Below are 12,412 nucleotides of genomic sequence, written 5' to 3'. Positions count from 1 at the left end.
GCGCCGAAAGTAGTTGGGGGTCTCCCCCTGTGAGGATAGGACGTTGCCAGGCCAACGCGAAAGACGATCAAGCATCCGCTTGGTCGTCTTTTTTTGTGGATTGTCATTAAATTTTCTATTCGTAAGCGACACATACAATCTAATTCCGAACATTAAAAGATGAAAGTGAATGGAACGAACACAATTCTGAACTTTCTGAACATCGTGAATTGAATTGCACTTTCGCCCTATACCTGTTACCATTACAGAAATATTTCGAAACAAAGATTCGGGTCCGATAGGGAAAGGGGCAATCGATTTTTATGTGGGAAAACAAGTTTGCAAAAGAAGGATTAACGTTTGATGACGTGTTACTCGTACCGCGCTTTTCAAATGTCTTGCCAAGAAATGTGAGTTTGAGCACTAAACTTTGTGAAGGTCTAGAGTTGAACGTACCAATCATCAGTGCAGGTATGGATACGGTCACAGAAGCACCGATGGCCATCGCCATGGCACGCCAAGGTGGTCTAGGAGTCATTCATAAAAACATGTCGATGGAGATGCAGGCAGAACACGTCGATCGCGTTAAACGCTCGGAGAACGGCGTCATCACGAACCCGTTCTATTTGACGCCTGAGCGTCAAGTGTACGATGCAGAGTACTTGATGAGTAAATACCGTATCTCAGGTGTTCCAATCGTTAATTCGGAAACAGAACGCAAATTGATCGGGATTTTAACAAACCGCGACCTTCGCTTCATTAAAGATTACTCGACAGTGATTGCGGATGTCATGACAACGGAAAACCTCGTCACCGCAAAAGTAGGGACGTCCCTTGAAGAAGCAGAACGCATTCTTCATCAACATCGGATTGAAAAATTACCGCTCGTTGATGATTCAGGTGTGTTAAAAGGTCTCATTACGACAAAAGATATTGAGAAAGTCGAACAGTTCCCGCACGCAGCGAAAGACAAACAAGGTCGCTTACTCGTTGCAGCCGCCGTCGGTGTCACGAAAGATGCCGCATCGCGTGCTCAAATCCTTGTCGATGCTGGTGTCGATGCTCTAGTGGTAGACACAGCTCACGGCCATTCAGCCGGCGTCATTGAGAAAGTAAAAGAGTTACGTGACATGTTCCCGACACTCCCGATTATTGCAGGGAATGTCGCGACAGCCGAAGCAACACGGGCTTTGATTGAAGCCGGTGCATCGGTCATCAAAGTCGGGATTGGCCCAGGGTCAATCTGTACGACACGAGTCGTAGCAGGTGTCGGCGTTCCACAAATCACAGCGGTATACGATTGTGTCACAGAAGCTAGAGAACATGGTGTCACAGTCATTGCCGATGGTGGAATCAAGTATTCAGGTGATATCGTGAAAGCAATTGCGGCTGGTGGTCATGCGGTCATGCTCGGTAGTCTTCTCGCTGGTGTGAAAGAGAGTCCAGGTGAGATGGAAATCTATCAAGGACGTCAGTTCAAAACATACCGTGGAATGGGTTCTGAAGCCTCGATGAAACGTGGAAGCCAAGATCGCTACTTCCAAGAAGCGGACAAGAAATTCGTGCCGGAAGGTATTGAAGGTCGTGTCGCTTATCGTGGCGAGTTGGCAGATACGGTGTATCAACTCATTGGTGGCCTTCGCTCAGGAATGGGTTATTGTGGGGCAGCTGACATTCGGGCGTTACGCGAAGATACGCAGTTTATCCGCATGACAGGGGCTGGCTTGCAAGAAAGCCATCCACATGATGTTCATATCACTAAAGAAGCTCCAAACTACTCACGTTAAACGAAAAGCCGTTGTCTCGATTCAGAGGCAACGGCTTTTTATTATTATTTTTTAACTTTGTTGACAAGAATGACTGTACCACCATCATCTTGCGCAGGCAAGATGACCGTGACTTTGCCATCTCGTTTGACCACATAGTTTCGTCCACTATAGCGATCGACAAGTTTCGTCTTATACTTAAGGTTCGTTTGGAACGTAATTGTTCGCTTCGCCTCTGTCGTATTCAAGGCGACAAGGATCGAGTCCTTGCCGTGTTTTCGTTCAAAGACAGAATATCCCTTCGCAGACCCACCCGCAATAACGGCCCGTGTTCCTTTGCTAAATACTTTCGAATAGTCAGCACGAATATTGAGAAGCTTCTGGTAATGCGTGTGCATCACTTTGCCTTCTCCTTTGACTCGCTTCCAGTCGAAGTCATAACGGTTTTCATTGAACTCGCCTTTATCCATATCCAAGGCATGTTTTCCTGACTGACCGACCTCTTCACCATAGTAGATGACAGGTTGACCTTTCGCCGTCATTTGAAGCGAAGCGGCGACCATGTGTTTTCCTTCATCTCCTCCGGCACGTGATACGAGGAAACCGTCTTCGTCATGACTACTGAGGAACTGTCCGAGCGTCGCTTCATTCGAGAGTTGTGTGTTGCGGTATTGGAGCGCACTCTCAACGTCATCAATATTCCCATTGATGAACCGCTCAGCTTGATATTTGAAGTCAAAGTCGAGTAGCGAATCCATTTGGCCGCTCTGTAAGTAACCGCCCGTGTTGTTTACACTCGCGCCGTAATGTTCTCCAATCATCTTGAAGTCTGGTTTAAGTGCCGTTAACTCGTTTTTGAACGACTTCCATGTTGTCGAATCGACGTGTTTGACTGTATCAACGCGGAAGTAGTCGATGGTGTTACCCTTTTTCGTCTTCGAGCGTTTAATCCAATCTGTCTGCCATTTGACGAGTTGTTCACGAACAGCTGCTTCCTCTGTTTTAAAGTCTGGCAGCCCAGAGAGTGACATTTTTAAATCATCCCCATCGACCGGGTTCGAACGAATCATTCCCTCGAACGCTTTACGTTCCTGATTTGTCGGGAAGTTTGTCGCACCCGTGTCCACAGCTCCTGGTTCCATGCCGTAGCCAGGGTGGTTCAGGACGACGTCGACCATAATCTTGATGCCTCGTGCGTTTGCTTCGTCGATGAGACGATGGAACGCCTTCATATCCCCAAGATGCTCATCGAGTTTTTCGAAGTTTTTCGCCCAATAGCCGTGGTAGCCGTACTGTGAGCCGTCTTTACCGTAACGAAGATCCCAGTCAATGTTGTCGACGATCGGTGTGATCCAAATTGTATTGATACCTAACTTGTCCAAATAGTCGAGTTTTTTCGTGACGCCGGCAAAGTCGCCGCCGTGATACGACTCAAGATGGTCTTGGTCGTAGTATTCACCATTCGGGTTATTATTCGTTTTATCCCCGTCATAGAAGCGATCGGTCAGCATGAAGTAAATCCGTGCCTCATCCCAATCGAACTCTTGCTTGTCCTTCATCGAGACCGGTCGGACCGTCAACGATGTTTTCGTCTTATGAACGTTTCCGTATTGGTCAATCGCCGTAATCGTCAAATACTTGTTGCCTGGTTTGACAGTATCTTTCACTGCAATCGTCTGTTTGTTCAGTGCCGGGTCTACCGCTAGCTTGGCTGGTCCACCGAGTGGACGGGCATCGATGTACATTTCTCGTAATTGGACACCTTTTGGCAACGTCGGCTTCACCTGGACGACCGCGTTTTCTCGAGAACTAATCGCTTTTGGAGCAACAGAAGCGGTCAATTTGACGTTGGGACGACGATACTCGACGCTCGAAGCCTCGAAGTAAGGATCCTTCACTTCGGTCGTGACGCCATCTTTTGTGACAAGGAACGTATAATCATGTTTCCCTTCCGGTAATTTGACCGTATGGCGGAACCATTCGTTCTTCGCTTCGTAAGTCATCGGGTATGTCGTGCCATTGACTTTTAACGCGACGCTGTCGATTTCATCGAGTTGTCCTTCTTCATACAATGCTTTGTCACGGTAGAAGAACGTGACGGCACCATCTTCAAACACGGGCCCTTGAATCGTCGGTACTTGGTGGAACGTTCCTTTTCCGCTCTCGACGACGACCTTTGTGACTCGATCATTGCCGAGTTTCACATAACGGTCTTCCCCGTAACCATCCTTCACAGCCCAATCCGTGCCTTTGCGGATGACAAAGCCTACGTTGGTCGCATCTTTTCCGACCGGGATACGGAAGACGGCACCTTCTTCAGTGATTTTGTATGGATCTACTTGGCCATCTTTGGCACCAGTACTCCACGTCCATAAATTCCAATCGGTATAATCGTTGTCGGCCCGGACGTACAACATCTCGATGTAGCGTTGTGTTTTCCATGGATCGGCGATTTCAGTGATGGTTTTAAATGACGTCGTCAATGCCGGTAACGTCGTGTTCGACAGGTTTCCTTTCACAGCGTCCGCGGGAAGGGTCGCGGTATATGTTTGATTCAAGCCGAGTGCTTCGGTCGGTGTGACGGTCACTGTCGATCCGCTCGCTTCAGCCGTGAACGGTACAGCTGTCTCGCCATTCATCAAGCTGATGTTCGAAGCGTCTAACGACACAGGCTCATTGAACGTCCAAGTGATTGGGGATTTGATGTCCACTTGTTCCGATTGATTGGCCGGTGTGACTGCTGTCACTTCGAGTTGACTGACCGTCTCGACACCGCTCAACGTGAAGGCTGGGCTATATACCGATTGTGTCGACGGAGTAGCCGAAACGTTCCAACTATCGGCGACTTTGTTGGCCGAATTACTTGGAATCGTGTCGAACGCACCATGCTCGGTAGCGTTATTCCCACTGAGTACCGTGAGGACCCGAACGGTATCCTCGTTGCTTAGGCTAAGCAGGGACAATGGGATTTTGCCTTCAAATCCTTTCGTGCGGTCAATAGCAAACGAGGCGCCGTTCAAGTTGCTTAAGTTTGCGAGTGGTGTGGATTTACCTGCTTCATACAGAGCAGCTTCTTTTACTGATGTATCGCCATCGACGCGAAGTAAAATATGATACTGTGGTTTTTTATCGGTTTGGCTAAAGTTGAACGGATAGCCAAGCGGGTTTGTCGCTACGCCTGAATCTTGTTCATTGATTTGGAGGGCGATATTTATGTACTGACCATTGTCGCCCCAGTTCGGGACGTTGTTCGCATCCACATAAAAGTAAAGGTTACGTGCATCGTTCTGCAGATAGACGTCTCCTAAATCGAATCCTTGCCAACCCGCCTGTGGGGATGTGGCGAGCGCTGGCGTGTTCGTCCAATCTGTTTTTAAGCCATCAATTGAGATTGTGGCAGGTTCAGCCAAAGCGTTCATCGGGACGCCGGCTTGGATCAGGAGAACGGATGATAAAAGTAACGTGGTCGTCTGTCGTGCCGCTTTCTTCTTCATAAAGCACCTCTTTCATGGAATGTGTCGTCTACAGGGCAACGAATTGTTAAAATTGTGCAAACGGTTTCAGGAATAGTTTAGCTGAATATGTAAGCGCTAACAATATGTTTTTTGAAAAATAATAAAAACGCCTATCGGTTAGAGAGGCGTTTGCTTCACGAGGAGTCCTTTCACAATCAACCGTTCCGTCGCATCGAACGTACACGTGACGAGCGTAATCGTCGGTTCAGTTGTTGGTTCGAGTACATCAACTTGTGTCGGGGGGACAGTCTCTAGGGAAGTAACTTCGTACTGGAACGTGTGCTTCATGTCGGTTACATAGATAGACATGCCGATGTCGAGGGTATGGAGTGGCCCGAACAGTGCGGTCGGGCTTTGCGTATAGTGGCCGGCAAGTGCGTAGTTTCCGGTTCCCATGTGCTGGGACGGATCCATCGTTCCGGCACCGACAGCCAAGTTCTCGTTATCGAGGCCATATAAAATGGGCAGTTCGAGGTTAACATCTGGAATAGAAATGAGACCCAGGGTCGGTAGTTCGTGAAACCGATTGCGCACAGTCAATAGTTGTTCCCAGGATAACGGCTCGACGTTTGAAAACTCAAATTCGCCGGTTTCGGGCTGTTTCGGTTGAATCTCGGCGGTCACTTGTTGACTATTCCACGTCGCGAGTTGATTTTTCCACCACGATTCGGATAACAGGAGTGTACCGATTAATAAGAGGAGACCACCGACGAAATAGCGTGACCGTTTCATCAATCTCTTCCTTTCTCAATGTTCCAACACGACATGAGTGCACTGACGGCAGCGGGTAATACTGCTTCAGATAAGGCGGCAAACCCGAATAAAAGCTGTGGGACCGTATCGCTTGAGTTGATGCGATAATCGGTCATCGCATTGATTCGAATACTCGCGGCTTCGGCCAGACGTTTTAATTCTTCGCTCGACTTTGTCGTTTGGACAGATAGCACAACATGAAGGCCTGCGCTCGCCCCTGTGATGGAGACGATCGGTTCATACGGTTTGAAAGCGGCGATGATGATTTCAAGTTTACGTCGATATGTTTTACGCATCCGGTTCAGATGTTTCTCAAAATCACCGGTCGCCATAAATTCGGCCAACGTGTGTTGCTCGAAGCGGGGCACGCTGCATGTGAAGTGACGATAACGTTCCCGGTAGCGATTCAACAGCGGAGGGGGGAGCACCATATAACCGATTCGCAATGAAGGCATTAGCGATTTCGAGAACGTGCTCAAATAGACGACCCGCTCGTTTTGATCCATGCTTTGCAAGGACGGGATGGGCTTACCGCTATAACGGAATTCGCTGTCATAATCGTCTTCGATCACATATGTTTGCTGCTCCGATGCCCAGTTGAGCAGACGTTGACGGCGGCTGACCGATAAAATCGTTCCGGTCGGGAATTGATGGGCCGGTGTCACATAAAGGGCATCGATGGCTGCTTGTTCCACCACATCGACACGGACGCCACTCTCATCGACAGGAATTGGAATGAACGTCCGTCGTTGATGGGCGAAAAGTTGGCGGGTGAGCGGATACCCCGGATCCTCAATGCCGAACGTCGTGGTATCCGGCAACAGTTCTAACAATTGGGGCAACAGCTGCTCGGTTCCTGATCCGACAACGATTTGCTCGGGAGAACAATGCACACCGCGCGAATGATAGAGATAGGTCGCAATCTCTTGACGAAGGACGAAATCGCCTTGTACAGATCCAAGTGACAGCAAATCGTGATGTTCTTCCGAGACGACTTGTTTTAAGTGCCGGCGCCAACGTTCGAATGGGAAAGCGGTCGTGTCGATTTGACTCGGATACAAGTCGAACTCATATGTTTTTTTCACCGGGAGCGGTTCGATGACGCTACTGCCGCGCCGGACGTACAGTTCTTCTTGCGGTAACACGTAGAAGCCTTTGCGTGGCAACGACTCGATATATCCTTCCGCGAGCAGCTGGGCATAAGCCAGTTCAACTGTCGTTTGTGATACATCTAAAAACTCGCCTAACTTACGTTTGGACGGAAGTTTTGTCCCGGTGGTGAGGGTGTCATCGACGATGGCTTGTCGAATGTGCAAATAGAGTTGTTCATATAACGGGACGCTCGAGTCAGCCTCGAGCGAGAACGTGAGCATATCCATAGTTAATCCTTTCTAGTCAGCCAAAGAAAAAATAGAGCATGAATCCGATAACGAGCAGGAGCGAAAACACTCCGGCTTTCCCGAAAAAGCTTCGTCCATGCGCCTCGTCACGACTGTTCCATTGGTCCATTTCATCATCCCCCTTGTCCTTTACAACATTCGAGAATTAGGAAATGAAGTCCTTTGTTTAAACTGACCACTTCAGAAAATACAAAACTGGCACTTTCAATATAGTCAAATCAATTTATACTTGCAAGTAGACTAGCTTATTGGAGGGGATCCATTTGGAAAAGAGACAAGTAGGGACAGACAAAGTAAAACGAGGTATGGCTGAGATGCAAAAAGGGGGCGTCATCATGGACGTCATCAACGCGGAGCAAGCCAAAATTGCTGAAGCGGCAGGAGCAGTCGCCGTTATGGCGCTCGAGCGTGTACCTTCAGACATTCGTAAAATGGGCGGTGTCGCCCGTATGGCCGACCCGACAATTATCGAAGACGTCATGGGGGCGGTATCGGTACCGGTCATGGCGAAGTGCCGCATCGGTCACATCGCTGAAGCACGTGTCCTTGAATCAATGGGGGTAGATTTCATTGACGAGAGCGAAGTATTGACACCTGCTGACGAAGAGTTCCATCTCTACAAACGGGACTATAAAGCACCGTTCGTCTGTGGCGCTCGTGATCTTGGTGAAGCATCACGCCGCATCGGTGAAGGCGCAGCGATGATCCGGACGAAAGGTGAGCCGGGAACCGGCAATATCGTCGAAGCGGTTCGTCACATGCGTACCGTTCAAGCCCAAGTGAAACGCTTGCTCTCGATGAGCATCGACGAAGTGATGACGGAAGCGCGTGACCTTGGTGCCCCGTTTGAAGTCCTCATGCAAATCCGTGAAGCAGGTCGCCTCCCGGTCGTCAACTTCGCAGCAGGCGGAATTGCGACACCAGCCGATGCGGCACTCATGATGCACCTCGGAGCGGACGGCGTCTTTGTTGGATCAGGAATCTTTAAAGCGGAGAACCCTGAGAAATTTGCCCGTGCCATCGTTGAAGCAACGACGTACCATGATGACTATGAGCGCATCGCGCACTTGTCGAAAGGACTCGGCGAAGCGATGAAAGGGCTCGACGTCCGCACGCTCAAACAAGAAGAACTCATGGCACCGCGAGGTTGGTAAGATGACCACGATTGGTGTACTCGGAATGCAAGGTGCAATTCGCGAACACGTTCACATGCTCGAAGCACTTGGTGCGAATACGCTCGTCGTCCGCTCGGTCGATGACTTAAATCGAATCGATGGACTCGTCTTACCGGGTGGGGAGAGCACGGCGATGCGTCGCCTACTCGATCGGTACGAGTTGCTCGAGCCGTTACGTGAGAATACGGAGTTGCCGATGTTTGGAACGTGCGCTGGTTTGATTTTACTCGCGACCGAAGTCGAAGGATATGATGCGCACTTGCGTAAAATCCCAATGACGGTCAAACGAAATGCGTTCGGACGACAAGTTGATAGCTTTGAAGTCGATTTGACTGTCAATGGAATCGATGACACTGTCGAAGCAGTGTTCATTCGAGCGCCGCAAGTCGCATCGGTCGAAGCGAGCGTCGAGGTGCTCGCCGAGGTCGAGGAAGCGATTGTCGCGGTTCGGTATGACAAGTATATGGCCTGCTCGTTCCACCCGGAATTGACGGACGACTTGTCGATGCACCGCTATTTCTTGGACATGGTTGAAGCGACGAAGCGACAACTCGTCTGATTGAAAGGCTCCCTAGCAAATAGGGAGCCTTTTTCATGTGTTTTTTTGCTACACTGTAACGAGATACGTATAGAAAGGGGCAAGACCGTGAGACAAAGATGGATCGGATGGATGCTCGTTTGGGCAATCCTTTTAAATATGATCGTGCCGACGGATGCATCGGCGGCACCTAAAGTTGATGCGACCGGCGCGATGCTTGTGGACATGACGACGGGACAAATCCTGTTCTCACAAGAAGAGGACGCCATGCTTCCTCCGGCATCAATCACTAAGCTGATGACCGCATTTTTAGTCCGAGAAGCCATCGAAGCGGGTGACCTCAGTTGGAACCAAGAAGTGACCCCGAGCGACAAGGCGTTGGCGCTGACCCGAAAACCAGGATTGGCTCGGATTCCGCTCGTCAATAAACCGTACACGGTAAAAGAACTTTACGATGTGGCGTTGATTCGTTCCGCGAACGAGGCGGCGGTCACATTGGCCGAGGCCGTCTCTGGTTCGGAAGGGGTATTCGTGAAGAAAATGAACGAACGGGCGACCGAACTTGGCATGACCCAAACGACGTTCGCCAATGCATCGGGACTTGACTCTGTGTCAGCGGGACGTCCAGGGGAGAATTTGACATCGGCCAATGATTTGATGATGCTCGCTTTGGCGTATTTGACGAAGTTCCCGGAAGTGCTCGATGTGACGAAACAAGCGTATGTCGACATCGACGGGGTCCGCTTCGAAGCGACGAATCGGATGCTCGCCGGTCGAGATTTAGCCTATCCGGGCATGCTTGGCTTCAAAACGGGCACGACCGACGATGCCGGTTACTGCTTCATCGGCGTGTCGACGCGAGATGGACGTACCGTGCTGTCGGTCGTTCTCGGAGCGAAGACCGATCAAGGGCGTTATACTGCCACGAAAGCTCTTCACGACTATGCATATGGAGACTTCGTCTTAACCCCGATTTTACGGACAGGCGAAATCGTCCCGGCGACGCTCCATGTCGCTGAAGGTGCGGTCGAGACAGCGAAAGTGCGCACGACGTCGGCCTTTGAAGTGCTCGTCGAGAAAGGGCAGGATGTACCTGAACCGACTTACGATCTTCCGGATACGAAAGCCCCAATTGCGGCCGATCAACAGGTCGGGACCGTCACCATCGAGCCTTCTGGAAGCGTTCGGTATCTAGATGGTGAACTTCCACCTAAAGGAACGCTCGTTGCGGCCGAACCGGTTGAGATGGCGTCGTTTTTGACACGCATGACACGTGCCTTCTCGGACTTTTTAGATGAGATTCGACTTGTGCTCGGAAAACTGAGTCTTGTCGATAGAGTTGAGATGTTGTAAAGTAAAACTAATTCAATGACAGATGCAATGATGGGGAAAAGTACGTTACGGTCATCTACTGACAGAGAGCTAGTGGTTGGTGCAAACTAGTGGGATGATGTAACCGAATCGGCCTCGGAGCATTGGCTTGGAAACAAGTCACGTTACGCACACGTTACGTGCATCGAGTGGCCCGATTTCGGGCAACGAGGGTGGCAACGCGGATCCAAGGTGGTTCGTCCCTTTCCTACGGGAAAGGGGCGTGCCACCTTTTTTATGTGAAAAAGGAGGAATAATGAATGTTAGACATTAAACGATTACGAACAGATTTTGAAGAGATTAAAACGAAGCTTGCTTATCGAGGAGAAGACTTGAGTGCGCTTGATCGTTTCCCGGAGTTAGAAGAGAAACGCCGCAACTTGATCAATGAGGTTGAAGTGAAGAAAGCGAAACGAAATGAAGCGACAAAACAAATTGCGGAATTGAAACGCAACAAACAAGATGCGGATGCACCGATTCTCGAGACGCGTCGCCTCGGGGACGAAATCAAATTGCTCGATGAAGAATTGCGTGAGGTCGAGGCGGAGTTGAACTTGATTCTCCTCAGCATCCCGAACATCCCGCACGAATCAACGCCAATTGGCGAAACGGAAGACGATAACGTCACCATCCGTGAAGTCGGAACAAAACCGACGTTCGAATTCGAACTCAAACAGCATTGGGACGTCATGGAAGACTTGAAAATTGTCGATGTGGAACGAGCGGGTAAAGTGACAGGCAGCCGGTTTGTCTTTTATAAAGGTCTCGGCGCCCGTCTCGAACGTGCCCTCATCAACTTCATGATGGATATGCATTCCGATGAACATGGCTATTCTGAGGTGCTCCCTCCTTATATGGTCAACCGCGACGCGATGACCGGGACGGGACAACTTCCTAAATTTGAGGAAGACGCATTCAAAGTGGCGGATACGAACTATTTCCTCGTACCGACGGCAGAAGTTCCGGTAACGAACATGCACCGTGACGAGATCATCACGGAAGACCAACTTCCAATCACGTATACGGCGTATAGCGCTTGTTTCCGTTCAGAAGCGGGATCAGCTGGTCGCGACACGCGTGGGCTCATTCGTCAGCATCAGTTCAACAAAGTCGAGCTCGTCCGGTTCGTGAAACCTGAAGAGTCTTATGAACAACTCGAGCTCTTGACGGGCCACGCTGAAGAAGTGCTTAAGCGTCTCGGTCTCCCATATCAAGTGCTCAGCATGTGTACGGCCGATCTCGGCTTCACGGCTGCGAAGAAATATGACATCGAAGTATGGATGCCGGCGCAAGGGATGTATCGCGAGATTTCATCTTGCTCGAACTTTGAAGACTTCCAAGCGCGCCGGGCCGGAATCCGTTTCCGTCGCGAAGCGAACGCGAAGCCGGAATTCGTCCACACGCTTAACGGATCTGGTCTCGCTGTCGGCCGGACCGTCGCTGCGATTTTAGAGAACTTCCAACAGGCTGACGGTTCAGTCGTCATTCCAGAAGTGCTACGTCCATATATGGGCGGTATCGAGAAAATTGAAATGCCTCACTAATGAACAAACCAACCCGTCTGAAACGGATCATTCAGGCGGGATTTTTTTGGTTTTTTTTAATGTTTTTGCACAAAAGGGTTTGACATCTGCTTGCCAAGTTGATACTATAAATCATGTCGAGCGAGATGATTGCTCACCAATTGTATATGAGCTTTGGAGGTGTACCCAAGTGGTTTAAGGGAACGGTCTTGAAAACCGTCAGGGGTGTAATAGCCTGCGTGGGTTCGAATCCCACCACCTCCTCCATTTTTATTTTTGGAGGCTCAATAATTTCATATTTTTTTTGGAGGTGTACCCAAGTGGTTTAAGGGAACGGTCTTGAAAACCGTCAGGGGTGTAATAGCCTGCGTGGGTTCGAATCCCACCACCTC

At 49.8% G+C, this 12,412-nt stretch carries 8 protein-coding genes, 2 tRNA genes and 1 other annotated feature; of the genes, 7 read left to right on the top strand and 3 right to left on the bottom strand.

What is annotated here, in order from left to right:
* Positions 1 to 302: 302 nt before the first annotated feature.
* A complete protein-coding gene (gene guaB, locus KNP78_RS15155; RefSeq protein ID WP_214825365.1) occupies positions 303 to 1,766 on the top strand; it encodes an IMP dehydrogenase in 1,464 nt (487 codons plus the stop codon).
* A gap of 44 nt (positions 1,767 to 1,810) precedes the next feature.
* Here the strand turns inward: guaB and KNP78_RS15150 are convergent, their stop codons facing one another.
* From KNP78_RS15150 to pdxR, 3 genes are all read right to left on the bottom strand, one after another.
* Positions 1,811 to 5,239, bottom strand: a complete 3,429-nt coding sequence (locus KNP78_RS15150; RefSeq protein ID WP_214825362.1) for an alpha-amylase family glycosyl hydrolase — start codon at positions 5,237 to 5,239, stop codon at positions 1,811 to 1,813.
* Between the two features lie 138 nt (positions 5,240 to 5,377).
* Positions 5,378 to 5,992: a class A sortase gene (locus tag KNP78_RS15145; RefSeq protein WP_214825359.1), complete on the bottom strand. Its 615-nt coding sequence runs from the start codon at positions 5,990 to 5,992 to the stop codon at positions 5,378 to 5,380.
* The gene (pdxR, locus tag KNP78_RS15140; protein WP_214825356.1) at positions 5,992 to 7,392 is read right to left on the bottom strand and encodes a MocR-like pyridoxine biosynthesis transcription factor PdxR; all 1,401 of its coding nucleotides are present in this window, start codon (positions 7,390 to 7,392) and stop codon (positions 5,992 to 5,994) included. The genes KNP78_RS15145 and pdxR overlap by 1 nt, the downstream gene beginning before the upstream one ends.
* 284 nt (positions 7,393 to 7,676) lie before the next feature.
* Between pdxR and pdxS the strand changes: the two genes are divergently transcribed.
* The 6 genes from pdxS to KNP78_RS15110 all read left to right on the top strand — a co-directional run bounded on the left by pdxS (position 7,677) and on the right by KNP78_RS15110 (position 12,412).
* On the top strand, positions 7,677 to 8,567 hold the full coding sequence (gene pdxS / locus KNP78_RS15135; protein ID WP_021066746.1) for a pyridoxal 5'-phosphate synthase lyase subunit PdxS: 891 nt from the start codon (positions 7,677 to 7,679) through the stop codon (positions 8,565 to 8,567).
* A 1-nt stretch (position 8,568) separates the two neighbouring features.
* A complete protein-coding gene (gene pdxT / locus KNP78_RS15130; RefSeq protein ID WP_034781903.1) occupies positions 8,569 to 9,147 on the top strand; it encodes a pyridoxal 5'-phosphate synthase glutaminase subunit PdxT in 579 nt (192 codons plus the stop codon).
* Positions 9,148 to 9,234: 87 nt separating this feature from the next.
* Complete coding sequence (locus tag KNP78_RS15125) at positions 9,235 to 10,479, top strand: D-alanyl-D-alanine carboxypeptidase family protein (RefSeq protein WP_233005522.1); 1,245 nt, start codon at positions 9,235 to 9,237, stop codon at positions 10,477 to 10,479.
* Between the two features lie 18 nt (positions 10,480 to 10,497).
* Positions 10,498 to 10,705, top strand: a binding site (T-box leader).
* 52 nt (positions 10,706 to 10,757) lie between these two features.
* A complete protein-coding gene (gene serS, locus KNP78_RS15120) occupies positions 10,758 to 12,041 on the top strand; it encodes a serine--tRNA ligase (RefSeq protein WP_214825353.1) in 1,284 nt (427 codons plus the stop codon).
* A gap of 155 nt (positions 12,042 to 12,196) precedes the next feature.
* Positions 12,197 to 12,287: transfer RNA gene (locus KNP78_RS15115), tRNA-Ser, on the top strand.
* 39 nt (positions 12,288 to 12,326) lie between these two features.
* A tRNA-Ser gene (locus KNP78_RS15110) sits at positions 12,327 to 12,412 on the top strand.

This window comes from Exiguobacterium sp. s28 (assembly GCF_018618135.1).
Classification (GTDB): Bacteria; Bacillota; Bacilli; order Exiguobacteriales; family Exiguobacteriaceae; genus Exiguobacterium; species Exiguobacterium mexicanum_A.
The sequence above is the reverse complement of the archived record's forward strand: the minus strand, read 5'-3'. Positions and strand labels throughout refer to the sequence as shown.

Coding starts and splice junctions, on each gene's coding strand:
- guaB (WP_214825365.1), top strand. CDS start 303: ATGTGGGAAAACAAGTTTGCAAAAGAAGGATTAACGTTTGATGACGTG.
- KNP78_RS15150 (WP_214825362.1), bottom strand. CDS start 5,239: ATGAAGAAGAAAGCGGCACGACAGACGACCACGTTACTTTTATCATCC.
- KNP78_RS15145 (WP_214825359.1), bottom strand. CDS start 5,992: ATGAAACGGTCACGCTATTTCGTCGGTGGTCTCCTCTTATTAATCGGT.
- pdxR (WP_214825356.1), bottom strand. CDS start 7,392: ATGGATATGCTCACGTTCTCGCTCGAGGCTGACTCGAGCGTCCCGTTA.
- pdxT (WP_034781903.1), top strand. CDS start 8,569: ATGACCACGATTGGTGTACTCGGAATGCAAGGTGCAATTCGCGAACAC.
- serS (WP_214825353.1), top strand. CDS start 10,758: ATGTTAGACATTAAACGATTACGAACAGATTTTGAAGAGATTAAAACG.